This window comes from Dysgonomonas sp. ZJ709, assembly GCF_011039195.1.
Taxonomy (GTDB): domain Bacteria; phylum Bacteroidota; class Bacteroidia; order Bacteroidales; family Dysgonomonadaceae; genus Dysgonomonas.
Genome location: NZ_JAAKEM010000001.1, coordinates 126,374 through 152,831, shown reverse-complemented (window position 1 = coordinate 152,831; position 26,458 = coordinate 126,374). Strand labels below are relative to the sequence as shown.

At 38.2% G+C, this 26,458-nt stretch carries 19 protein-coding genes; 2 read left to right on the top strand and 17 right to left on the bottom strand.

All coding sequences use genetic code 11. From position 1 onward, the window contains the following. Window positions 1–71: 71 nt before the first annotated feature. The 6 genes from dinB to rimP form a co-directional block, all read right to left on the bottom strand. Window positions 72–1,148 (bottom strand): DNA polymerase IV, encoded by a 1,077-nt coding sequence (gene dinB, locus G7Y56_RS00655; protein ID WP_165040713.1) that lies wholly within the window; start codon window positions 1,146–1,148, stop codon window positions 72–74. Between the two features lie 8 nt (window positions 1,149–1,156). Next, window positions 1,157–1,984, bottom strand: coding sequence for a glutamate racemase (murI, locus tag G7Y56_RS00650; protein ID WP_165040243.1), 828 nt, complete (start codon window positions 1,982–1,984; stop codon window positions 1,157–1,159). 65 nt (window positions 1,985–2,049) lie between these two features. Next, window positions 2,050–2,571, bottom strand: a complete 522-nt coding sequence (locus tag G7Y56_RS00645) for an OmpH family outer membrane protein (protein WP_255498596.1) — start codon at window positions 2,569–2,571, stop codon at window positions 2,050–2,052. A gap of 196 nt (window positions 2,572–2,767) precedes the next feature. Next, entirely contained in the window at window positions 2,768–5,638 is a 2,871-nt protein-coding gene (infB, locus tag G7Y56_RS00640) for a translation initiation factor IF-2 (RefSeq protein WP_165020394.1), read from the bottom strand. 132 nt (window positions 5,639–5,770) lie between these two features. Further along, window positions 5,771–7,027, bottom strand: a complete 1,257-nt coding sequence (gene nusA, locus G7Y56_RS00635; protein ID WP_165020393.1) for a transcription termination factor NusA — start codon at window positions 7,025–7,027, stop codon at window positions 5,771–5,773. Window position 7,028: 1 nt separating this feature from the next. Next, window positions 7,029–7,496: a ribosome assembly cofactor RimP gene (rimP, locus tag G7Y56_RS00630; protein ID WP_165020392.1), complete on the bottom strand. Its 468-nt coding sequence runs from the start codon at window positions 7,494–7,496 to the stop codon at window positions 7,029–7,031. Between the two features lie 175 nt (window positions 7,497–7,671). On the opposite strand from rimP, the gene G7Y56_RS00625 reads away from it, so the two are divergent. Continuing rightward, window positions 7,672–10,578, top strand: a complete 2,907-nt coding sequence (locus tag G7Y56_RS00625; protein WP_165040242.1) for a glycoside hydrolase family 2 protein — start codon at window positions 7,672–7,674, stop codon at window positions 10,576–10,578. Between the two features lie 74 nt (window positions 10,579–10,652). On the opposite strand, the gene G7Y56_RS00620 is transcribed toward G7Y56_RS00625, so the two are convergent. The 11 genes from G7Y56_RS00620 to G7Y56_RS00570 all read right to left on the bottom strand — a co-directional run bounded on the left by G7Y56_RS00620 (window position 10,653) and on the right by G7Y56_RS00570 (window position 24,100). Further along, window positions 10,653–12,917 (bottom strand): bifunctional (p)ppGpp synthetase/guanosine-3',5'-bis(diphosphate) 3'-pyrophosphohydrolase, encoded by a 2,265-nt coding sequence (locus tag G7Y56_RS00620; RefSeq protein WP_165040241.1) that lies wholly within the window; start codon window positions 12,915–12,917, stop codon window positions 10,653–10,655. 93 nt (window positions 12,918–13,010) lie between these two features. Further along, window positions 13,011–14,927, bottom strand: a complete 1,917-nt coding sequence (locus G7Y56_RS00615) for a LysM peptidoglycan-binding domain-containing protein (protein ID WP_165040240.1) — start codon at window positions 14,925–14,927, stop codon at window positions 13,011–13,013. A gap of 50 nt (window positions 14,928–14,977) precedes the next feature. Continuing rightward, window positions 14,978–15,691 (bottom strand): DUF5683 domain-containing protein, encoded by a 714-nt coding sequence (locus G7Y56_RS00610; protein ID WP_165040239.1) that lies wholly within the window; start codon window positions 15,689–15,691, stop codon window positions 14,978–14,980. A gap of 116 nt (window positions 15,692–15,807) precedes the next feature. Next, entirely contained in the window at window positions 15,808–16,716 is a 909-nt protein-coding gene (locus G7Y56_RS00605) for a ParB/RepB/Spo0J family partition protein (RefSeq protein ID WP_165040238.1), read from the bottom strand. Window positions 16,717–16,753: 37 nt separating this feature from the next. Next, window positions 16,754–17,518 carry a ParA family protein gene (locus G7Y56_RS00600; protein ID WP_165020386.1) on the bottom strand — a complete coding sequence of 255 codons (765 nt, stop codon included), beginning with the start codon at window positions 17,516–17,518 and terminating at the stop codon, window positions 16,754–16,756. Window positions 17,519–17,641: 123 nt separating this feature from the next. Then, on the bottom strand, window positions 17,642–18,802 hold the full coding sequence (locus G7Y56_RS00595; protein WP_165040237.1) for a glycosyltransferase: 1,161 nt from the start codon (window positions 18,800–18,802) through the stop codon (window positions 17,642–17,644). Between the two features lie 3 nt (window positions 18,803–18,805). After that, a complete protein-coding gene (gene hemH / locus G7Y56_RS00590; protein WP_165040236.1) occupies window positions 18,806–19,765 on the bottom strand; it encodes a ferrochelatase in 960 nt (319 codons plus the stop codon). 86 nt (window positions 19,766–19,851) lie between these two features. Further along, window positions 19,852–20,826, bottom strand: coding sequence for a type I phosphomannose isomerase catalytic subunit (locus G7Y56_RS00585; RefSeq protein ID WP_165040235.1), 975 nt, complete (start codon window positions 20,824–20,826; stop codon window positions 19,852–19,854). A 382-nt stretch (window positions 20,827–21,208) separates the two neighbouring features. Continuing rightward, window positions 21,209–23,215: an alpha amylase C-terminal domain-containing protein gene (locus G7Y56_RS00580; protein WP_165040234.1), complete on the bottom strand. Its 2,007-nt coding sequence runs from the start codon at window positions 23,213–23,215 to the stop codon at window positions 21,209–21,211. A gap of 21 nt (window positions 23,216–23,236) precedes the next feature. Next, window positions 23,237–23,683 (bottom strand): YhcH/YjgK/YiaL family protein, encoded by a 447-nt coding sequence (locus tag G7Y56_RS00575; RefSeq protein WP_165040233.1) that lies wholly within the window; start codon window positions 23,681–23,683, stop codon window positions 23,237–23,239. A 6-nt stretch (window positions 23,684–23,689) separates the two neighbouring features. Next, on the bottom strand, window positions 23,690–24,100 hold the full coding sequence (locus tag G7Y56_RS00570) for a hypothetical protein (protein ID WP_165040232.1): 411 nt from the start codon (window positions 24,098–24,100) through the stop codon (window positions 23,690–23,692). 187 nt (window positions 24,101–24,287) lie between these two features. Between G7Y56_RS00570 and G7Y56_RS00565 the strand changes: the two genes are divergently transcribed. Beyond that, the gene (locus G7Y56_RS00565) at window positions 24,288–26,405 is read left to right on the top strand and encodes a M3 family metallopeptidase (RefSeq protein ID WP_165040231.1); all 2,118 of its coding nucleotides are present in this window, start codon (window positions 24,288–24,290) and stop codon (window positions 26,403–26,405) included. Window positions 26,406–26,458: the final 53 nt, after the last annotated feature.

Here is a 26,458-nt window from a genome sequence, read left to right as displayed (position 1 = left end):
CAAAAGTAAATACTTATCCCATAATGTGAAAGTATTTAATAGAGAATATTCACTAAAATACCAGCTACAAGCTAATCTTCATCAAATTTGATTCGAAGTTGAATCGCTTCCGACCAGATTTCTTCATCGTTATTTTTTATTGTGAGTCCTATCAGTCTCACTTTAGGGGTAATATCTACATTTTTCAATAGGTCTACTCCCGTTTTGTATAAAGTATCGAAATCAGTAACAAAGTCAAGTTGAGTCTTGCTTCGCGATATGGTTTTAAAGTCAGCGAATTTTATTTTAAGTGTTACAGTACGCCCTTTGAAACCACGTTTACTGATTCTTTCTATCACATCTTTTGCTACTTCATCTAGTTCCAAACACAATTCGTCAAAATCATCGATATCCCCTTCGAAAGTTATCTCTGCACCGATTGATTTACGAACCCGATGCGATTCTACCGGACGGTCATCTTCACCTCTTGCATTCTGATAATAAATGTGTCCCGCTTTGCCAAAGTAAGATACCAATTCCTGCTCCGAGTGCTGTTTCAAATCCATACCGGTTTTTATCCCCAGCTGATGCATACGTTCGGCAGTAACTTTACCCACACCGAAAAATTGCTCTATTGCCAATGATTCAACAAAACGCTCTGCAATTTTAGGTTTTATTACAAAAAGCCCATTCGGTTTGTTGTAATCCGATGCTATTTTTGCCAGAAACTTATTGAAAGAGACACCAGCGGAAGCTGTCAACTGAGTCGCCTCATGTATCCTGTCTTTTATTTCCTGTGCAATTTGTGTAGCAGAAGATATATTTTTATGATTTTCGGTTACGTCAAGAAAGGCCTCGTCGAGAGATAGTGGCTCAACCAAGTCTGTATATTCGTGGAATATTTCCATTATCTGCCTAGAAACCGATTTATAGACATCAAAACGGGCAGGAACAAAGATTAGATGAGGGCATTTACGTAACGCTACTTTCGATGCCATTGCCGACCTCACACCATAGCGACGAGCCTCGTAACTGGCAGCAGCCACAACACCTCTATTTCCGGAATATCCGACAGCTAATGGCTTACCTCTATAATCCACATTGTCGCGCTGCTCGATAGAAGCGTAAAAAGCGTCCATATCTATATGAATTATTTTTCGCATATTGATTGGGTTCCTTATTCGAGGCTGAGACGATCGACAACGATATCTTTATTCAGAAAAACAGTTGCTGCTTCTGAAAATTTTTGAGGTGATTCGGTAGTAAAATAATGAGTATTGGCCGTTTTTGTACACACAGCATCCATTTCAGGGTGACGATTCAGATAATCTTTTAAGCTACGTGCAATATATTCGCCTTGCGAAACGAGCTGTATATTTTCGGGTAAAAATGATTTGATCTTATTCAACAATAAGGGGTAATGTGTACATCCCAATATCAAAGTATCTATCAGAGGGTCTTTTGCTAAAATACTATCCAAATTTTCTTTTATAAAATAGTCTGCTCCCTCTTTATCATACTCCCGATTCTCTACGAGCGGTACCCACATAGGACAAGCTTCACCTGTTACTTGTATATCGGGATGAAGTTTATGTATTTCGATCGGATAAGATTCTGATTGAATAGTACCTATTGTCCCCAATATACCAACATGTCTGCTTTTAGTTACAGAACCAATGATCTCTGCCGTAGGGCGGATAATACCGAGTACCCGTTTTTCGGGATTGAGGCTAGGCAGATCATTCTGCTGAATAGTACGTAATGCTTTTGCCGAAGCGGTATTACAAGCTAGTATAACGAGATTGCACCCCATATCGAACAAAGTCTCGACTGCTTGTCGTGTAAATTCATATACTACATCGAACGAACGAGAGCCATAAGGAGCACGCGAATTATCACCGAGATAGCAATAATCATATTCGGGCATCAGAGATTGTATTTCTGACAAAATAGTCAGCCCTCCGTAACCCGAATCAAAAACACCTATAGGCCCTGGTTTTAGCATTTATCCTACGTTTTTATTACATACAAAAAATGCTTCCATAAAATAGAAGCATTTCCTTTATAAAGTTATTTCCTTATGCCCAACTTCTGCTTCACAAGCGGTGTAACATCTACTGCCGTGGGAGTAACAAAAGCTATTGCCGGATTGGCCAAATCGTAAATACAAATAAGTCCCTGTTCTACCCCTACTTGATATATCGTATCCTTGAGGCGTTGGCGAAGAGGTTCTATCAATTGCTTCTCTTGATTTTGAATATCCTCTTGTGCAACTTTCATAAAATCATTAATCTGACGTTCCAGTTCATATAACTCCTGCATACGTCGTAAACGAATATTATCAGCCATTGTGTTCTGATACGAGATAAAGTCAGAATACTTCTTATTGTAGTCATTCTGCATTACCTTCAATTCAGTTTTATATTTTTGATTTAAATCATTTATCGTTTTCGAAGCCTCTATCTTCTGAGGCATAACATCCAATATCTCATTCGAATTTAGAAAAGCTATTTGCTGTACTGTTTGTGCAACAATATTCCCAGCGAAAAGGAATGAGAAAATAAAGAAAGATATTAGAATTAATTTTTTCATCATGATAATTGCTTAATTGTAGTGGTAGCAAATATATTAAATCTCACGAAGAAATCAAATAACCCATACCAGATTAATAGTTGTGTTTTCGGTGGCAGGTTAATACCACCGACTTTCAAGGCATTATAGCTTGTCAACAACTATCAATTGGTTTTTTAGGTTAATTTGTACATACAAAGATATTAATATTTTCGTATTATAAGGTTTTCTTCACCTCTATTTCTTCAAAAGGTTCAATTATATCCCCTATTTTTATATCATTAAAGTTATGGATATTCAATCCGCATTCGTATCCTGAAGCAACTTCTTTCACATCATCCTTGAAGCGTTTCAATGAACCCAGTTCTCCCGAATAGATAACAATACCATCACGGATAAGTCGGATTTTATTAGCTCGTTTAAGCTTACCTTCTTTCACCATACATCCGGCAACTGTTCCTACCTTAGTTATCTTGAACACTTCGCGAACCTCTACATATCCGGTAATCTCTTCCTTAATCTCAGGAGAAAGCATACCTTCCATTGCCGAAGTAACTTCTTCTATAGCATCATAGATAATTGAGTACAGACGAATTTCAACTCCACCCTTGTCTGCAGCTTTACGCGCAGCTTGAGAAGGACGAACCTGGAAGCCGATAACAATTGCATCAGATGCTGCTGCTAACGTTATATCCGATTCGGAAATTTGCCCTACCGCTTTATGAATAACATTCACTTGTATTTCTTCTGTCGACAGACGGATCAACGAGTCAGCCAATGCTTCTACCGAACCATCCACGTCACCTTTCACAATAACATTCAATTGTTGGAAGTTTCCGATAGCAATACGGCGACCTATATCGTCTAATGTTAGTATTTTTTGTGTACGCAGACCTTGCTCACGCTGCAATTGCTCACGTTTGTTTGCAATCTCACGAGCTTCCTGCTCTGACTCTAACACATGGAATAAATCTCCTGCCTGTGGCGCGCCATTCAACCCAAGGATTAATGCCGGTGCCGATGGTGATGCCGTATCTACGCTTTGGTTACGCTCATTAAACATCGCTTTCACACGACCATAATAAGTTCCTGCCAAAACAATGTCTCCCTTTTTAAGAGTACCATTTTCCACAAGTACAGTAGAAAGGTAACCTCTTCCTTTATCAAGAGACGACTCAATTACCGAACCGCTTGCTCTCCTATTCGGATTAGCTTTCAGATCCAGCAATTCAGCTTCAAGCAATACTTTCTCTAATAATTCATCAACTCCTAACCCTTGTTTTGCCGAGATATCCTGAGACTGGTATTTACCACCCCATGATTCGACCAGATAATTCATATTGGCTAGAGTTTCTTTTATCTTTTCAGGATTAGCTCCCGGTTTATCTATTTTATTGATTGCAAAAACAATAGGTACACCTGCTGCAGAAGCATGATTTATGGCTTCCACTGTTTGAGGCATGACATTATCGTCGGCAGCAACTATAATAATCGCAATATCCGTTACCTTCGCTCCACGAGCACGCATGGCTGTAAATGCCTCATGACCCGGTGTATCGAGGAAAGTAATACGACGACCCGATTTCAACTTAACATTATAAGCTCCGATATGCTGAGTTATACCCCCTGCTTCTCCGGCAATAACATTTGTCTGACGAATAGTATCAAGCAACGAAGTCTTACCATGGTCTACGTGTCCCATCACAGTAACGATAGGTGCGCGGTGTTCCAAATCCTCTTCATTATCTATCTCTTCGGCAATCGCTTCAATTACTTCAGCACTTACATATTCTGTTTTGAAACCAAACTCGTCTGCTACGATATTGATTGTCTCTGCATCCAATCGCTGATTGATGGATACCATCATACCGATGCTCATACATGTTGATATAATTTTTATCACAGGTATGTTCATCATATTAGCCAAGTCGTTGGCTGTAACGAACTCTGTTATTTTCAGTGTTCTGTTTTCTTCCTCTTGTTGCTCGATCTCCTCTTGTTGTCTTTGAGAGAAGAGTTCACGTTTTTCTTTTCTATATTTAGCACCTCTGTTTTTGCCACCTTTTCCGGTTAAGCGTGCCAGAGTTTCTTTTATTTGTTTTTGAACATCTTCGTCACTTACTGCCGATTTTACAAGCGGTTTGCGTATAGCAATTTTCGCTCTATGATCGCCGCTTGGCGGTCCTGATACGGCAGGAGTAGTTCCTTTTTCGATGTCTACTTTACCTTTTTTGATACGATTACGCTTTTTCTTTTTAGCGTCTTCGCTTTCTTCTTCTTTATTTTTCGCTTTTTTCTCTTCGTCAGTCTCTTTCTTCAACAAGCGAACAGTATTTTCTTTTACCTTTTTCTGGTCTTGTTGCTCTTTATCCAGACGTTCTTTTTTCTTTTCAGCCTTTGTTTTCTTCGCCGGACGAGTTTTATCATTTATTGCACTCAAGTCTATAGTTCCTTTTAGTACAATATTCGATTTAATCGTCGGATTGTTGAGTCTGAAAACACCTGTATCACCGTCTTCTTCTGCCAATTGCGGCTCTGACTCCTCTGCCGGAGCAGGTTCTACAATAACTTCAGCTACCGGTTCTTCCACTGGCGCTACGGGTTCAGGAGCAATTACCTCTTCGATAATTGGCTCTGCAACCTTCTCTTCAACTATTATTTCTTCTTTGGGAATTTCTTTTTCTATTTTCTCTACTTCCACTTTTTCGTCTTTATGGTCTACGACTGTCACCTTCTTGACTCTATTCAGAGAGTCTAAATCTATTTTATCGACAATTTGTACATGAGGCTTGTAATCCTCAGGCACTTCAGTCTTAATTTCATTCGGACCAGATTGTTCTTCTTTTTCAGATTCGTCTACTTTCGCAGCCTCTACCTCAGCCTCTTTCGCTGCTGCTTTCTTACGATTAAGTAAGGACTCGATATCCGAATCTTTTCCAAATTCACGAACAAGCAATTCATATTGCGCGCCATCAATTTTTGTATTTGGATTAGACTCTACATCAAAACCTTTCTTTTGCAGAAATTCAACTAAACTGTTGATTCCTACGTTTAAATCTTTGGATATTTTTATTAACCTTATAGACATATATTCTTTTTAAATCTAAAAATTGAACAGCAATCGGAAGTCCTTTTGACTGTTTATATCTTGACAAATCACCTAGACTTCTCAAAATCACACAAATGTACTAAGAAATTGGCGAACGACCAAATAATTGAATTACGCCTCTTCCTCAAACTCAGCACGGAAAATCGCTAACACTTCATCCACAGTGCTCTCCTCCAGATCGGCTTCTTGTATTAGCTTATCTCTATCTGTAGCTAAAACGTTTTTAGCGGTAACACAACCAATTTTCTTCAACTGATCGATAACCCATCCATCTATTTCATCACGGAATTCATCCAAGTAAATATCTTCTTCGTCGAAGTCATCGATATCACGATAAACATCTATTGTATATCCCGTTAACATACTCGCCAACTTGATATTCAAACCACCTTTACCGATGGCTAGTGAAACCTCTTCAGGACGAAGCAAAACCTCTGCACGACGCTCAGTTTCGTTCAATTTTACCGATGTGATCTTAGCCGGACTAAGTGCACGTTGAATATAAAGACCCATATTCGACGTATAATTGATAATATCGATATTTTCGTTACGTAATTCGCGGACAATACCATGAATACGTGAACCTTTCATACCCACACAAGCTCCAACAGGATCAATACGATCATCGTACGATTCTACTGCAACTTTAGCTCTTTCACCGGGTATACGAGCTATATTTTTAATAGTTATCAAACCGTCATTTATTTCGGGAACCTCAAGTTCCAAAAGTCTCTCCAAAAACGCAGGAGATGTACGCGATAAGATAATCTTAGGATTATTATTTTTATTGTCTACACGCTCTACAACTGCACGAACATGCTCTCCTTTACGGAAGAAATCGCTAGGAATCTGCTCTGTTTTAGGCAATAAAAGCTCTTCTTTTTCATCATCCAGAAGCAAAATCTCTTTTTTCCAGATTTGGTAAACCTCACCAGAAACAATCTCTCCGATTTTTTCGCTATATCGGTTAAACAATCCTTCTTTTTGAAGTTCTAAAATCTTAGAAGTAAGCGTTTGACGTAAATTCAGAATTGCACGACGACCAAAGTCTTCGAAAAACACTTCATCTGTTACCTCTTCACCAACTTCGAAATCTTCGTCTATTTTTTTAGCTTCGGAAAGAGATATCTGAATATTTCCATCTTCAAGCTCGTCATCGTTTACAATAGTACGATTTCTCCAGATTTCCAAGTCTCCTTTGTCCGGGTTAATAATAACATCGTAATTATCGTTAGTTCCAAATAATTTCGCAATCACATTACGAAACGAATCTTCAAGAACACTGATCATTGTCATTCTGTCGATATTCTTCAGTTCTTTGAATTCTGAGAACGTATCAATCAGGCTGATAACTTCTTTCTTAGCCATATTATTTAAATCTTATTAAGTATTTTGTATGTTTCACTTCATTATAGCCAAAAGAAAAATCTTCATCTACAGCGATTTTCTTTTTAGCCCCTTCCGGTTTCACCAATTTGGTTATGGTTATAGTAAAACCATTATCATCAGACGATTTAAGCACACCCGAAAGCTTTTGTCCTTTCAGAGTTAATACTTCAACCTCATTACCTTCATTCTTCTTATACTGACGAGGAATTTTCAAAGGTGATGTTACTCCAGCCGAACCCACTTCCAATTCGAAATCTTCGATTTCCCTATCCAGTTGCGATTCAATATGGCGGCTCAAAGTAATGCAATCATCAATACTTACCCCCTCATCACTATCCACCTCAACAATTATGAGATTGCCCGGACGGACAAGCACATCTACCAAAAACATCGAAGTGTTTTCGAGAAATGGTTCTGCAATACCTTTTATTAAGTCTTTATCTATCATTGTATACCAAAATGAAGAAAAAAGAGGAAGCCCTAGCCTCCTCTCCCTCTTTGTAATGAATGCAAAAATACATTTTTTTATGGCTCATTCCAAAAAAATCAAAAAAAATATCATCTTTATTTATTATATTTGTCAAACTTATAAATTATTAAATTATTTTAATTAACATAATTCCATGAATTTAAGAACACACTCCAAGAAATTGTGCATTGGAGCCTTACTACTTTCAAGTATTATAGGTCCAAACATTGCAAATGCCCAAGATATGATGGGCAAAACAGGGACAGCTACTCTATGGCAAGGTATTCGTCAAAGACAACCCGAATCTGAAATGCCAAAAGGAAAAGCCCCTTATCAAATTGCTCAACGAGTAGCAAAACAAAACATCCCTACTAAACTTGTTCCTGCCCAACATAACGAGTGGATTATATCTGATGGCTGGGAACTGGCAGAGTTCAGTCAGGTTATCGAGGCAAAAGAATCTATATTCAGTCTTAATTTCGATACAAAAGACTGGTATAACGCCACTGTTCCGGGAACGATATTGACTACACTTGTCAATCAAGGAGTATACCCCGAACCGACCTACGGATTAAACAACATGGCTATACCCGAAGATCTTGCACATAAGCAATGGTGGTATCGCACAACGTTCGATCTGCCCGCTAATACCGATAACAAACGTGTAAGACTGTTATTCAATGGTATCAATTATCGCGCACAAGTATATCTGAATGGAAAGAAGATTGGCAATATAGACGGCGCCTTTATAAGGGGTGACTTCGATGTGACCTCTCTTGTAAAACAAGGAACAAAAAATGTATTGGCTGTATTAATTTCGCCGCCAAACAATCCGGGTATTGCTCACGAACAAACAATGAAAGCCGGACAAGGACTAAATGGTGGTCAGCTAAGTCTTGACGGACCAACATTCATTGCATCGATGGGTTGGGACTGGATACCGGGCATCAGAGACCGCAACAGTGGTTTGTGGCAAGATGTTCGCCTGCAAGTTGGAGGCGAGGTAGCAATAGGTGACCCGAATGTAATAACTAATCTTCCTTTACCTGACACGACTCAAGCAAAAGTTACAATCTTAATGCCTATTAAGAATCTTACAAATGCACCTGTATCGGGAAAAGCTACAGCTAAATTTGAAGGTGTAACTGTTGAAAAATCATATACGCTTGCTGCAAATGCAGAAAGTACGCTAACATTCGCACCAGAAGAATTCTCAAAACTAAATATTAAGAATCCTAAATTGTGGTGGCCTAACGGTTATGGAGCACCTGCTTTATATAATCTTGAATTAGAAACCTCTGTAAATGGAACTTCTTCAGATATAAAGAAAACTCGCTTTGGTATTCGCGAACTATCGTATGAGTTGATGGTTAACAGCCCAAGCAAAGGAAACCATAGAATTGCTTACACCCCTGTGGATGCAGAAAGCAATGGAAAACCTGTATTTAATTACGAAAAAGTAATGCTTGTAGGCAATCCAAAATCGAACCAAACAATACCAACTATTCAAGAAGGTATCGACGAATCGAAAGTATTTGAGCAATTATCGAACGAAGACCCTGTCGGTCATTTCTTCGTATTCCGTGTAAACGGTAAACGCATCTTTATAAAAGGCGGTACATCGGGAATGGACGAAATGATGAAAAGAGTTTCACGTGAGAAAATGGAACCTTATTTCCAACTACATAAAGATGCGAACTTCAATCTTATCCGTAACTGGACAGGAGAAAACACCGAAGAATTATTCTATGAATTGGCTGATGAATACGGTTTATTAGTTTGGAATGACTTCTGGATTACAACTGATGATACTATCGACCCTAATGATCATGCATTATTCATGAAAAATGCAACAGATGTGGTTCGCCGATTCAGAATGCATCCGTCTATTGCAATATGGTGTCCTCGTAATGAGGGTTATGCACCCGAAGGTTTAGAGCCTCAACTGAATGAGATGATAGCAAAAGAAGACCCGACAAGACATTACCACGGCAATTCACGCTTCTTAAACAGTGTGAATAGTGGACCTTACGGATTCTTCAAAGATCAGTCACGTTACTATACACAGGTAGCTAACGGATTCAATACCGAGTTTGGAGCACAAGCAATCCCTACGGCTAATACTATCCGCAAATTTATTGCACCGGAAGACCAATGGCCGATAAATGATGTATGGGCTTATCATGATTTGCATCATACTACCCATTTCTTCCAAGATTTTATGGCTGCTGTAAATAGCTACGGTGAGGCAAAAGGCATGGAAGAATTTTCTAAAAAAGCTCAAATGGTAACATACGACACATGGAGAGCTATGATAGAATCGTGGAACAGCAAAATGTGGGATAACACTACTGGTTTGATCCTGTGGATGAGCCATCCGGCTTGGCCTAGCATGACTTGGCAAACATATACGTATGACTACGAAACTCCGGGTTCGTACTTTGGAGCGAAGAAAGCACAAGAAGCACTTCACATTCAAATGAACTTACCGGATAATAAAGTTATCATACTGAACAACACTCGTGAAGATAAAAAAGGACTGACCGCTACGGTTACCTATTATCATATCGATGGCAAAGAATATTTCAAGAAATCAGGAAAGTTCGATGCTCCGGCTAATCAAAAAACAGAGTGTTTTATACCTCAACTTCTGACAAGAGATATACCTCGCTATACACTAGCTCGTCTTGAATTGAAAGACAGTAAAGGCAAAGTTGTTTCGACCAATGACTATTGGAAGAACTGGGGTAATCTTGAAGCCAATCAAGCGATGAATGAATTAGCATCGGTAAAACTTAATATTGCTGTTAAAAATCTAAGAATTGCAGGCAATAAGAGTATCATTGAGGTTTCGAACCCTTCCAGCTCTATCGCCGCTGCAATAAAACTAAATGCAGTAAATAAAGCTAATGGTGAAATTATTCTCCCTGCTTATTTCTCCGAAGGTTATTTCAACTTATTACCGGGCGAAAAACGCTTTGTAGAGTTAAACCTACCTGAAGGAACAGGAGCATTCTCTATTGCTACAGACGGATACAATATTGAGCAAAGTACTTATTAAGCATTTGATATAACTAAAATACAGAGAGCCGACTTGTGATAAGTCGGCTCTCTGTATTTTATACAAATTAATATTTATGCTTTATCGGAGGGATTATAAATATTCTGAATTCTATTCACTGTTTTCACTCCATCTATTTTGGATAATTGGGAAGAAAGCACCTGTATATCGTCTACATCGTGCACATATACAACAATGCGCCCCTCGAATATACCATCGTTCGATTCTATATTAAGACTTTTGATATTCAATAAGCTACCTGAAATAATCCTCGTAATGTCGCTCAACATGCCTACCCTATCTATTCCTGTTATAATAATGGTTGTTAATGAGGCTAGCTGGGCACTATCGTCCCACTCCAAGTTTACAATTTTATTACCATGACTAGCCTTTAATTTCAGACCAACAGGGCAATTTATGCTGTGCACTTCTACTTCATTATTATCTGTAAGATAGCCAAATACTGTATCTCCCGGAATAGGATTACAACAAGGCGACAATTTAAAGTTCTTATGAAACATACCCTCGTTAAGTAGATAAGTCTTCTTGGGGTCAATTGGCTCATTATCCAATGCCAGCCCACCCTTCTCTGTTTTACGAACGGCACGATAAGCCTGCTTCATATATTTAAGCAATACATTATTCGTGTTTTGCTTACGTATAGTCAGTAGCTTTTCTATCTTTTGAGGAAGATCTATATCATGGTTTCCTATAGCATAAAACAAATCCTCTCTGTTGTTCATCTTATAATAGTCCTGAATCTTATCCAATATCGCAGGAGTTAGTTCAATAGGGCTACCTGCCATACTTTCTCTTAGCAGCTCTTCGCCCTGTTTGGCCAATTCCCTGCGTATCTTGCGCAAAGCATATTCTATTTTAGTACGGGCTTTAGCCGTAGTAACAAGACTTAGCCATTCCGATTTTGGTTGCTGCGATTTAGAAGTCAGTACTTCAACCTGATCTCCACTATTTAGCTTTTGGCTTAACGGCACTAATTTATGATTTACTTTAGCTCCGATACAATGGTCTCCTATATCGGAATGTAGTTCGTATGCAAAATCGAGGGCTGTTGCACCCTGTGCTAAGGTTCTGATCTCTCCTTTAGGCGTAAAAACAAATATTTCCTGAGAGAAAAGGTTTAATTTTATTGTATCAAGGAAATCCAGTGCATTGGGGCTAGGATTCTCCAATATTTCTTTAATGGTTTTCAACCACTTATCCAACTCGGTGTCTTCTTCTATTTTCCCTTCTTTATATTTCCAATGGGCGGCAAAACCTTTTTCGGCGATCTCATCCATTCGGCGGCTACGAATCTGGATTTCTATCCATTGCCCATCGGGTCCCATTACTGTAAGATGGAGAGCCTGATATCCATTCGCTTTGGGACGGCTAACCCAGTCTCTGATTCTGTCGGGTCGAAGTTTATATATATCGGTTATAGCAGAATATATATCCCAACATCGTTTCTTTTCGTCTACATCGGGCTCACACTCGAATATTATCCGAACTGCGAATATATCGTATATCTCTTCAAATGGAATGTTCTTGGACTGCATTTTATTCCAGACGGAATAAACAGATTTTTCGCGAGCTTTTATTTCGTATTTAAAACCCAATGTATTGAGTTTTTCGATTACCGGTTCTGCAAAGCGATCGTAAACATTCGCTCTCTGCTTATGTGTTTTTTCGAGCTTAGAGACAATATCTTTATATACCTCGGGATTTTCCCATTTGAAACTAAGTTCTTCTAGTTCGGTCTTGATAGCAAACAAGCCCAAGCGATGCGCCAGAGGTGCATATATATACATTGTTTCGCCGGATATCTTATATTGCTTGGCAGGAGCCATGGAACCAAGAGTACGCATATTATGCAAACGATCGGCTATCTTAACGAGAATAACCCGAATATCATCTGACATGGTAAGCAATAATTTGCGGAAATTCTCAGCTTGAGCTGAAACATTATCACCAAACATACCACTCGATATCTTGGTCAGTCCATCCACAATCATGGCTATCTTCTCACCAAAAAGGCCTTTCAGATCATCCACCGTATATTCGGTATCTTCAACTACATCGTGAAGCAAAGCCGCACATATAGAAGTAGACCCCAGACCTATTTCGCCGCAGACTACTCGCGCCACAGCAATAGGATGAAGGATGTAAGGTTCTCCGGAACGACGACGCGCTCCTTTATGAGCCTCCTTTGCAAAAAGAAATGCTTTGTTTATTATATCGACTTTACGCCTGTGGTTTGTGTTCAGGTAATCGTTGATAAGAGCATTATACTCTTTCTCTATCAGTAAATCGTCTTGAATATGTTTGTCTTCTTTAGCCATATATTCTTAGTTAGTAAACAAAATTAATAAATTCAATCCTAATAAGAGAATATATGTCAGTTTATATTCAAGCCAAGACACTCATTTATGCGTTTATCTATCTGACACCAAGGAGCCACTGCTTTCTGTACCTTTTTCCGCCTTATTTACAGCATCGCTTTGATCCGCTTCAGGTAAACGAATAAGTAGACGCTGTCCGACTTTTGCCACATTAGATGAAAGCCTGTTCCAAGAAACGATATCTTTCTTTGAAACATTATAACGAGTAGCAATTTGAGTGATCGTCTCTCCTATTCTCACTTTATGATAAATAATTTTAGTGTCATCTCCTGTTTTTCGTTCAGGTGTATCTGACAATGATGCTATTCTTATCAGAGGAAGAGAAGACTCATCTCTTTCAATCCTCTTCATGTAATCATCGACCAGACTTACAATGTAGACCGAATCTAAAGCAACTACCGACAATTTAGGTTCTGGTAATTTGACAGTTTCCTCTACCACAACCTCAACTTCTTTCACTTGCTGTATCTTCAATTGTTTACCAGCAATAAGGGAATTTGATTTTATATTATTCCACTTCTTTATTTCGGCAATTGTAACACCATTTTTCTTGGCTATTCCGCTCCATGTATCACCTTTCTTCACCTTATAATAAGAAGTGGTAGTGACAGATTGCGTGGTGGTATTTCCCGAAACAGGCGAATCGTTCGAAGCGAGTTGCACTTCAGTTGATTCTTTTTCTTTAGTCGGTACTGCTTGATATATAGTTAAGCGGCGACCAACAGGAACACTATTGGTTCTGAGATTATTCCATTTTTTCACTTGCGCCAATGTCACACCATACGAACTTGCAATTTTGCTTAGTGTATCTCCCTTTTTCACGCGGTGAGTAACACTGCCAGATGCTCCTTTTATACCACTAACTGCATCTATTCCTGCAACTTTACGATGAGTCAACAACTCTGCTGAGCGATGAGCATAAATTGTATCTTTATTGTCTATAAATGCTCCTATTTTTTTAATCGGCAGATTTATTGCATAGCCCTTATAATTGCCGGGTACAACATCGCTTTTGAATTGAGGGTTATATTTTCGAATATCCTCGACAGGTATATCTATTATATCTGCAATTTGTTGGAAATGGACAGTTTTGTCGATAACCAATGTATCGAGTGATGCAGGATTACTACATTCTACCGGACAGATGTTATGCTCTCCGTAATAGTTCATTATATAAGTTGCAGCAATAAAAGCCGGCACATATCCTCTTGTTTCTTTAGGCAGATAAGGATAAATTGCCCAATAATCGGTAAGTCCGCCACTACGGCGTATTGCTTTATTCACATTACCCGGACCACAATTATAAGCTGCAATCACAAGATTCCAATCGCCATAAATAGAATATAGATCTTTCAAATATTTCGCTGCGGCATCAGTCGATTTTTGCGGATCGCTCCGTTCGTCAACCAAACTATTGATTTCCAGATTGTACATTTTGCCTGTTCCTGCCATAAACTGCCACAAGCCTGTAGCCCCAACGCGTGATCGGGCAATCGGATTAAGTGCAGATTCTATAACAGGCAGATATTTCAGTTCTAGAGGAATCCCTTCTTTATCCAATGCTTCTTCAAACATCGGAAAATAATATTTCCCTTCACCAAGCATATAGCTAACCTGATTACGTCTACGTCCGGCATACATTTCTATATAAGTACGAACAACCGGATTGAATACAAGCTCCATTTTGGTTGGTAGCGAATATAAACGATTGATATAAGTAGAGTCTGGTGCTATTGTTGTTTCATCAATAGAATTGGTACAATCGTCTGCGTACTTCACATCCTTACTCCATGTCGATAAAAGCTGATCGTAGTTACGCTCCATATCGGCAGGATATACTATAGACGAATCTGTCACTTTTTCGCGATCAGACAATTCTCTTTGAGACTGTGCTGAAACTGCGAATGTAACACATAGGAGTAATCCGGTAAATATTATTTTCTTCAACATATGCGTTTTTAATGGTATCTTCCAAACGATTACAGATGTAATCTCCAGAATCAAAAATTTATACTACACTGCAAGCCGAATGTTCTCTTGGTAAACATTGTGGGCTGATACATTATTGGCTCGACTCTCATCGATAAGTCGGGCGATATATCAAAATCATATAACTGGGCATCGACATAGGCATCAAGCATAACGAGCCCATAAAATGCAACTGTACAAATAATCGCCAAGTCCCTGTTCCTTCTAAAATAATCCTTTTGCCGTTTAAACTTGGGAATTAGCCCCTGTATTTCAGATTCGCTGAGATTTGGATTTGGCACAAAGTCTTTCCAACTAGTCCCATTACCTGTTACTAAATCCTGATATGCTTGTGCATAATCTCTATACATCCCACCATTCCAAGATATGGCATACGAAAGACCTACAAAACCACCATATACTAAAGGCAGTTTCCAGTACTTTCTATTATATATTTGTCCTAATCCCGGAAATATAGCAGAATATATGACTGCCTTAGTTGGATTAGGTTTAAATTCAGATTTGTTAAAAATGACAGAATCTTCTAAAACTGCCACTTTTTCTTTTTCAGCAGGCATTAATGAATCGGTAGACAAAGCCACTTTTACATTAGGATTCCTACTATTCGATAAAGAAGATTCTTTTATCTGTTTTACCGAATCCGACTTATTATCAGTCTGCGCTCTCAGAGAAAAGATGAATCCTCCCAACAAAAGCAACAAACAAACGACTGATTCTTTTCTCATATTTTATTGTCCAGATCTTATTTTTTACTTTGACTATTAAAATAACCAAAGTCGATCATAGCTGGAGATACATCATTAAAAAGTTACGATACTTATAATACGGAGAAAACTGTTTTTTATTTCTTTATCTGATCAAATAACGTAATTATGCGTTCAAGTTCTTCTTCCGATTTAAACGGGATACTTATTTTCCCTTTTCCTGCATCGTTGCAGGTTAATTGTATTTTAGTCTGAAAAAATTTAGACAAGTGAGTTTTCAACAACTCAAATTCCTCTGGTGTAGCTTGTTTAACGCCTGTTTTTTTAACAGTGTCAATAGCTTTTTCTTCTTTCAATAAATCTTCTAATTTCTCACCCTTCGTTATAGCTCTTACATATTCCTCTACCTTACGTACAGACAAACCTTCCTCTAGTATCAGTTCGTAAACTTCCAATTGCGCTGCTGCATCATCAAGAGTTATTATTGTGCGGGCATGCGCCATATCTATCTTCTTATCTTTTATACCCATCTGTATTTCGGCAGGCAATTTCAATAAACGAAGATAATTCGCGATGGTCGTTCTTTTCTTTCCAATACGTTCGCTCAATCTTTCCTGAGTAAGATTATAAGATTCTATAAGATTCTGATAAGCCAAAGCTATTTCGATAGAATTCAAGTCTTCACGCTGTATATTTTCTATCAGCGCCATTTCCATCATTGTCTCATCTTCGGCTGTTTTCACATATGCCGGAATGGATGTCAAACCTGCTAACAAAGAGGCTCTGTATCGGCGCTCCCCTGCTATTATCTGATATGTTTCATCATCTATCTGACGCAATGTTATCGGCTGAATTACACCCAACTGAGAAATAGACACAGCAAGTTCCTGCAAAGCCTCTTCGTCGAATGCACGACGGGGCTGATCCGGATTTGCATTTATTCGGGATAACTCTATTTCGTTGATAGAAGAAGAACCTTGCGTCTTTACTTCATCCATAGTAATAAGAGCATCGAGCCCTCTTCCTAAAACTGGTCTTTTAGCCATAACAGTTTAAAAAAAATATAAAGTAAGATTGACAAAGTTAAGAATTTTTCTCAATTAGCTCTTTTGCCAGCTGCATATGATTGATCGAACCACGCGAAGTCGCATCGTAAACCAAAACAGGCTGAGCAAAACTTTGTGATTCGCTTAATTTCACATTTCGCTGAATAACAGTTGTAAAAACCAATTCCTGGAAGTGATTTTTCACTTCTTCATATATCTGATTTGCCAAGCGTAAACGAGCATCATACATTGTCAATAAGAAACCTTCTATTTCAAGATTAGGATTTAATTTCGACTTTATGATACGGATCGTATTCAAAAGCTTACTGATTCCTTCGAGTGCAAAATATTCACATTGCACGGGAATTATTATAGAATCGGCAGCAGTCAATGCGTTCACAGTTATCAACCCTAATGACGGAGAACAATCGACTAAAATAAAGTCATAATCATCTTTGAGTGGCTGAAGAACGGCTGACAAAAGTTTTTCCCTATTTTCAACATTCAGTATTTCCAATTCGGCGCCCACCAGATTAATATGGGAAGGCAGAACGTCTAAACGCTCTATTTCGGTTTTCACAATTGCTTCTTTGGCAGGCGTCTCCCCGATCAAACATTCATAGATAGTTTTATTCACTTTTCGAATATCAACTCCCAAGCCAGACGATGCATTTGCCTGCGGATCGGCATCGACTACCAAAACCGTTTTTTCAAGAGCTGCTAGGGATGCGGCAAGGTTTATTGTTGTAGTGGTTTTACCAACTCCTCCTTTTTGGTTGGCCAGAGCTATTATTTTACCCATAAAAGTTGTACAATTAGTTTCTGAGAACAAATTAAATAATAAAAAACAGGAGTTTAGCGTTAATTTTGTGAAACATTGTTATTGTTGTTGAAAAGTCCACTTTATTGTTAATAAGTACGATGCTTATATCAATCCCAATATAGTATCTATTTTTTCGAGCCATCCTTTATAGCTAAAACGAATTAAGGCCTTATCCAAATGAGCACTATACTGAACCGAAAGAGTAGAATCGTCGAGAACCCTTTTCATACCCTCATATACACCTTCGGTACTATTATCTACTAGAATGCCGTATTTACCTCCATCTACAATATCAGCTGGTCCCCCACAGTTGGTTGTAATGACAGGTGTACCGAGAGCCATTGCCTCCAGCAAAACGAGCGAAAAGCTTTCCCGTTCCGACACGCACAACAACCAATTGCTCTGTAAAATATATGGATAAGGATTATCTACGCGTCCCATCAAGGTTATCTTATCTTTCAATCCTAATGATGCAAGATTTGCTATCATATCTTCGTTATCAAGACCTTCGCCTAAAATATACACATGAAAACTATAGCCATCCCGATTCAATCTATTAGCAGCATTCACTAATCGATCTGTCCGTTTTTCGGGTGAACTGCGTGTTACTAAAACAAAATTGGTTACCCCCTGCGGCAAGTCTTCGATTTTTTGCTTAGATTTTTCAACAACCTTACTTAAATCGATTGCATTATACAACACTTCGATGTCCTGCTGAGGATGAACACCATCGTGCAACACATTAATGTAAGCATTTTTGCAGGCATCTGACACACAAATCACTTTATCAAACCGGTTATAAGAGCGTTGTGTTGTTTTCAACTGCTTTTTATTCAGCCAAACGGATACTTTTTCACGAAAAGAGCGAATCTCATAAGTACGCTTATATAGAATATTATGTATCCACAATAGTTTAGGGATACCCATTTTAGTAAACATCTTTGCAAAAAAAGAATCTTTAAAACAAATTACCTCATCGTAATCCGAATCCTTCAACCCTTTTAATTTTAAGAAAACTGAAGGAAAGAAAATCATTATATTCTCACCTATTTTCTTTTCCAGATGCGATGTTCCTTTATCATATAGGTATTTTATATTTATTCTTGACGATACTTGCTCCAATAAAACATCTTTATCCGATTGTTCGGGCAAAAGAAGAGTGACAACACATCCTTCTTTGGCAAGATGGTTAACCAAATCGACAAGAAGCACTTCTGTACCTCCCTGTGCCAGGCTATCGTTAAAAATAAGAATACGTTTCATCACCTAAGATATTATTTTCTGCACTGCATCGACCCAGCAGTCCCGACTATTCAAGCATGGTACAAAGTCTAACCGAGTGCCTCCATGTTTAATAAATAAGTCTTTAGCGCGAACACCCACATCATACAATGTTTCAAGATTATCAACCGAAAATCCGGGAGATATAACAATTATGTTCTTTGCTCCTCCTTCGGCTAACGATTGTATAGTCTCGTCTAGTCCGGGCTTTAACCATTTACGCCCCATAGCCGACGAATACACCTGCCTTGTTTTTCTTACATCTACATTTAGCTGATTTAGTACCAAACGAACTGTCTCTTTTGTTTGATACACATAATCGAATTCTTTCCCTTTTTTCCATGCTTCTTCTACATGTGTAAGGGGCAGACTATGGAAACTAAAGACCAATTTATCGAAATCCTGCTCGATGTAAGGCTTTAATGACTCGACCAAAGCATTGATATATGCAGGATGATTAAAATAAGGCTCTATAATTTTCAGACGAAACGGATAGGGGCGCTGAAAGAAAATTTGCCCAATCCAATCTACCACTGTTTTGTAAGACGATTCGGCATATTGAGGAAACATTGGTAAAACAATCACTTCGTGCAATCTGTCATTTTTTTCCATCAATCGTTCGAGAGCTAAGGCAACACTGGGTTCGCCATACCTCATCGCCACTTCTACCGGCATTTCGGATTGTTCTTCGAGTTTTGCAGCCAATTGCTGCATATTATAAAGCAAAGGTGATATATTACGCTTATGATCCCAGATAAGCGAGTAATGAGCCGTAGAGCTGAATTGCCGCAACGGCAAAATAATTCCTTTAACAAGAATAGGACGGAACCAATCGGGAACAGTCATCACTTTGGGGTCAGACAGCATCGCTCCCACAAAGAACTTTACATCAGTTCTTGTACACGCTTTGGGACTGCCTGTATTTACTAATAATACTCCTTTCATCCAACAATTTTATATAAAAAACGAACACCACAGATTCCCTTTAGTCGAAAATTTGTGGTGATCATTTTTATGATTATAATTTACGGTTATACGTATGTTTCTAAAAGAAGAACGTTTCCTTCGGGCTTAATGTTCATACTTGTAGTATCAGCAGGGATAAGAATTGTCTCTCCTTGCTTAACACTCAATTCATTCCCTTTATTATCTTTTATTGTACAAGCACCACCCATACAGATATATGCTATAAATGAATCTATTTTAGAATAATCCCTGTCGACCGATTGGGTCAATTCCAAAAGATTAGTTGTAAAATATTTACACGATTCAAGTTCTACCGCTTCATTTTCTTTTCTTGCATATGAATTTTGATAGTTATCGTATACTTTGAAATCAATTGCATCTTTCGCTAATTCGGTATGCAATTCACGACCATTACCGTTTGCATCTTTGCGGTTATAATCGTAGATACGATAAGTAATATTAGATGTTTGCTGAATTTCTGCTATAAACGTACCTGCACCGATAGCATGCACACGGCCTGCCGGAAGGAAAAACACATCTCCTGCTTTCACATCATGTTTTTCTAATGCATCTACGAATGTATTATCTTCTATACTTTGCACATATTGATCGGGAGTCATCTCTTTTGCAAATCCCGAATAAAGAAATGCGCCCGGAGCAGCGTTGATCACGTACCACATTTCGGTTTTACCGAACGAATTGTGTCTCACTTTAGCCAGAGCATCGTCAGGATGTACTTGTATAGAAAGATTGTCACGAGCATCAATAAATTTGATAAGTAGAGGGAAAGTTGTACCAAATGTTGCGAAATTTTGTTTTCCAACCAATTGCTCTTTGTAAGTAGCAATTACTTCATCCAGACTTTTATTCTCCAGTTCACCATTGGCAACAACAGAAACGTTACCTTCGACACTCGATATTTCCCAGCTTTCGCCAATACCATCCTGCTCAGGAGTTATACCTTTAAATTTACATATTTCATCGCCACCCCAGATAATAGACTTAAGGATAGATTTAAATTTTAACGGATACAAATTCATATTTTATTTCTTTATTGGTTATTTAAAATGATTCCACAAAAATAACTAAAGTTATTGGCAATTCGATGTATTTCGATATAAGAAAAAACAGCTCTTACTTAACGTGAGTTCAATATAATGAAAAGAACAATAAAATCTTCATTCGAATTTGTCATCCCGATACGCAGTGAGGGATCTCGAATCCTACTTGTTGTAAGAGAGCAGATCCCTCACTGCGTATCGGGATGACAGAATGGACGAAAGATAAATATCGGAACTCATTATTATAAGATGTTTATACCGAACTCACGTTATTTATTGAACTTCTAACTACAGATAATGAATCATATAAGCAAAGAAGACCCGATTACTCAGGTCTTTCTTTAATATATCATATACACTCTCAATCTACTTTTCTCAGCACAAAAGCAGTCCGTGCCGGAATATACAATTTCAGCCAGCCTTTCCCATCTTTTTGATAAAGCGCATCGGCAACTGTATAATGAGGGATACTAGCATCTGTAAGTCCATTACCACCGAAGTCGCGATTATCTGTGTCCAATACAACTTCATATTTACCGGTAGGAGCTAAAAATCCATAATCTGTAAAAGATTGACTCGGATTGAAATTGTAAACAAAAATCAAATCTTTGCGTTGGTATGCCAACACCTGATCATCATCTTTGTCCCAAAGCCTCAATATTTCGCTTTTCTCAAATTGCTTCACCGATTTTATCAGTTCCAGCATAGCTTTATCAAAGTCACCTAAATAGTGATATCTTAAATCATAATTATCAGCAAGACTCCATTGGCGATGGGCATATTTATACGACCAGCCGTTACCTTCACGCGGAAAATCAACCCATTCGGGATGACCGAATTCATTCCCCATAAAGTTGAGATACCCCCCGTTGATCGTCGAAGCCGTAGCTAAACGAATCATTTTATGTAAGGCGATACCCCTATCGGTAATAAACGAACTTTCTTTGAGCTTCGACATATACCAGTACATGTCCGCATCTATCAACCGGAATATGATTGTCTTATCTCCTACCAATGCCTGATCGTGACTTTCGGCATACGAGATTGTTTTCTCATCTTCCCGCCTGTTTGTCAATTCCCAGAATATACCTGTCGGATGCCAGTCTTCGTCTCTTCTTTCCTTAATTATCTTTATCCAGTAATCGGGAATATTCATCGCCATGCGATAATCGAAACCGTAGCCTCCATCTTTATTTTTAGCAGCTAAACCCGGCATACCACTAACTTCTTCGGCTATTGTTATAGCTTTGGGATTTACTTCGTGGATCAACTTATTAGCCAAAGTCAGATAGCAAATAGCATCGCCATCCTGATGCCCATTATAATAATCGGCATAACCCGAAAATGATTCTTCAAGCCCATGACTGTAATAAAGCATCGAAGTCACACCGTCGAAACGGAAACCGTCGAATTTATATTCTTCGAGCCAGAATTTACAATTAGAAAGCAAAAAATGAACAACCTCGTTCTTACCATAATTAAAGCACAGTGAATCCCAAGCAGGATGCTCCCTTCTGTAATCGGCATAGAAATACTGATCATACGACCCATCGAAACGACCTAAGCCCTCCACTTCATTTTTTACGGCATGCGAATGTACCAAATCCATGATTACTGCTATACCCAATGCATGTGCATCGTCTATCAGATGTTTCAATTCGTCGGGTGTACCAAAACGCGATGATGCAGCAAAGAAACTGGATACATGATAACCGAACGATCCATAGTAAGGATGTTCCTGAATAGCCATTATCTGAATAGTATTGTAACCATCTTCTTTTATACGAGGTAATATATTTCTTCTGAATTCGTCGTATGTGCCAACCTTTTCCTCTTCCGACGACATGCCAATATGGCATTCGTAGATTAATAAAGGGCTTGTATCGGGTTTAAATGTTTTTTGCTTGAATTTATACGGAGTTTTAGGACTCCAAACCTGTGCAGAGAATATCTTGGTATGGTTATCCTGTACTACACGATTAGCCCATGCAGGAATACGCTCGCCTTCGCCGCTATCCCAACAAACAATCAGCTTGAATAAATCTTCATGTTGGACCTTATCGAGAGGAAGTTCCAGCTCCCATTCGCCATTATCTTTACGTTGCAATTTAAAATCATCTTGCTTCTGCCATCCGTTGAATGTACCGACCATATATATGGCAGTAGCATTAGGAGCCCATTCTCTAAGAACCCACGAGCTCTTTGTTTTATGTAATCCGAAATACATATACCCTGAAGCAAAATCAGACAATGAGATTGACCCATTATTTGTCAATGCAGCCTCTTTTTCGAGTGTGTATTTATAACGTCCCTCGATAGCTTCGGAATAGGGCTTTAGCCACGTATCATTTTTTATTAGCTTTAGCATAAGGCAACAATGTTTATTAATTTAGATTTTTATCTTCACGACTACTTTTCTTATTTTTCCTTCACCAATACATGGAGCATGTCCATCTTCGGGAAAGAATATTACAAAATCACCGGGAGAAACCGAAAAGTAAGTTTCAACTTTATCTTCGAAAAACTGAATATCCCGTTCATCATTAAACGGCTCGCATTCTTCATTCAAATCCAATCGATATTTCCATCCGAATGTTTCAGCCTTACTGATTGGCAACTGTATATCAAGGTATCTATTATGTGCTTCCGGTTTAGCAAGTTCTTTATTTCTCAGATCACTATCGCTTATAATAGCGAAAGCATCTTTTCCTTGCAATTCTATCGTGCCGACCTCCGATTTTAAGAAATCGGTATTCCTTAAAAAATCAAATACCGTTTTAAATAACGGATGAATATCTTCGTATCTCTCTGTATCTTTTAAACTTCCTACAATCATTGTCTGTTATTTGTAATCTTCCGATGGTATATCTATTCTAAAAACAGGGCTATTAGCGGCGTCATTATATTGATACTGAAACGTCACATTATTATTACGAAGAAAAGCTGAACCCGGTTCTGTTTTTATCGAGTGTATAAGCTTTTCTTTCAATGCTTTTTTCAGTACAACAGTATCGAGCATGGCGCTTTCGACCTGTATTGTATAATTATATCGTAATGTATTCGAAGGCAGAGCCTCACAGCCTTCAAGCCGTGTGAAATCATCTATTATTTTAGGATAATTCTTATTTTCACGCTCGACATATTTTTCCAGCTCATGCTGTACCTTATTAGCATTCGAACATTGTACAAATATTAAGGATAAAATAACTGCAAAAGAGAAAATGAAAATCTTTTTTAAGCAAACTCGTTCCATTTAATTTCAATATAATTAATCACAAACAAATTCATGTTCTTAATTATTACAAGTTTACTAAATTTAATCCGATTTTTTGATAAAATAGTGCGTTTTTTAAACCTAAGATTCTAATATCTTTCGACTTGTTCTGTTTTTTTGATTACTTTTGCAGCTAAAATCATTTCAATCATACAATTAGAACTATATGAAAAAGTTTCTATTAATCTTTAGTTTGTTAACTATGCTTTATTCATGTAATAGCACAGGCGATCAGAAAAAAAGTGACAACCCGTTTTTCACTGAGTTTGACACCCCTAACGGAGTCCCTCCGTTCGATAAAATAAAAGCGGAGCATTTCCTTCCGGCTTTTGAAGAAGCAATATTAAGAAATGCAGCCGAAGTAGATTCGATTGCGAACAACGCCGAACCGGCAACTTTCGAAAACACATTTATAGCTCTCGACGAATCGGGTCAGATGTTACGCGGAGTATCCTCTGTATTTGGTGCACTAACCGGAGCTCAGACGGATTCTGTTTTACAAAAAATAGATGAGGAGATAAATCCTAAACTATCTGAACATAGTGACAATATTTATCTTAACGAAAAATTATTTGCCCGCATTAAATCGGTATACGATAATGCTGACCGTACAAAATTGACGACAGAGCAAAATCAACTAATCGACAAATATTATAAAAGATTCGTTCGTTCAGGAATTTTATTAGATGGATCGAAACAAGCACGCCTACGCGAAATAAACAAAGAATTAGGTATGCTCAGCCTTAATTTCGCCAATAATACATTGGCCGAAACCGCTGCTTTCAAACTAACGATAGATAAAAAAGAAGATCTGGCCGGTCTGCCTGACGATATAATAGCTGCCGCTGCTCAAACCGCAAAAAGCAATGGAGAAGAAGGTAAATGGATGTTTACCCTTAGCAAACCGAGCTGGGTACCATTTTTGCAATATGCAGACAATCGCGATCTTAGAGCGAAATTGTATAAAGCAATGTATAACCGTGGTGATAACGATAATGCAAACGACAACAAAGCAATCATCAACAAGATCGTAAACCTTCGACTAGAAAAAGCAAATATGCTTGGCTATGCAACTCATGCAGACTTCTCGCTTGACGAAACAATGGCTAAAACTCCAGCGGCCGCAATGGAACTACTGAATAATGTATGGAATTATGCATTACCTCAAGCCCAAAAAGAATCGGCAGAACTTCAGGCTTTAGCTAAAAAAGAAGGAAAGGATATAACACTGGAATCATGGGATTGGTGGTATTATGCTGAAAAACTTCGTAAAGAAAAATATGCCCTTGACGAAGAAGCATTAAAACCATATTTCAAAGCTGATAATGTACGTGATGGTGTATTCATGGTTGCAAATAAACTATATGGCATCAATTTCAAACAAGTAACAGACATTCCTGTTTATCAAGAAGATGTTCAAGTATTTGAGGTTACAGACGCAGACAGTACACTTATCGGTATCATATACCTTGACTACTACGCCCGTGACGGCAGAAAACGTAACGGTGCATGGATGGGTAGCTTCCGTAAACAAGAAATATATAAAGGAAAATTTGTTCATCCTATTATCTACAATGTAGGAAATTTCAATCCTCCTATTGGTGACAAACCATCTCTGTTGACTCTGGAACAAGTAGAGACACTTTTCCACGAATTCGGACATGGTCTGCACGGCTTACTATCTAAGTGCACATATTATACACTATCCGGCACATCGGTTCCTCGTGACTTCGTCGAATTACCATCGCAAGTAATGGAACATTGGGCATTCGAACCGGAAGTGCTAAAAATGTATGCTAAGCATTATGAAACAGGAGCTGTTATACCAAATGAACTAATTAAAAAGATACAAAACGCATCATATTTCAACCAAGGATTTGCAACTACAGAATTCCTTGCAGCATCTATCTTGGATATGAAATGGCATACAATAGACAAAGCGCAAGACTTCGATGTGCGTAAATTCGAAGCTGATGCAATGAACGAAATAGGATTACCTTCGGATATTATACCTAGATACAGAAGCACATACTTCTCTCACATATTCAGTGGTGGTTATTCTGCGGGATATTATAGCTATATGTGGTCTGAAGTGTTGGATGCCGATGCTTTCCAAGCATTTGTAGCTACAGGTAATATTTTCGATCAGGCAACAGCAAAATCATTCAGAGAAAATGTATTATCGAAAGGTGGTACAGACGACCCGATGGTATTGTACAAAAAATTCAGAGGTGCAGAACCAAATCCAATCTATTTATTGAAAAATAGAGGTTTTGTAAAATAATATTATCTTTGCAACTCGAAAAAAGAAACATAACAATAAATTAATAATATAAT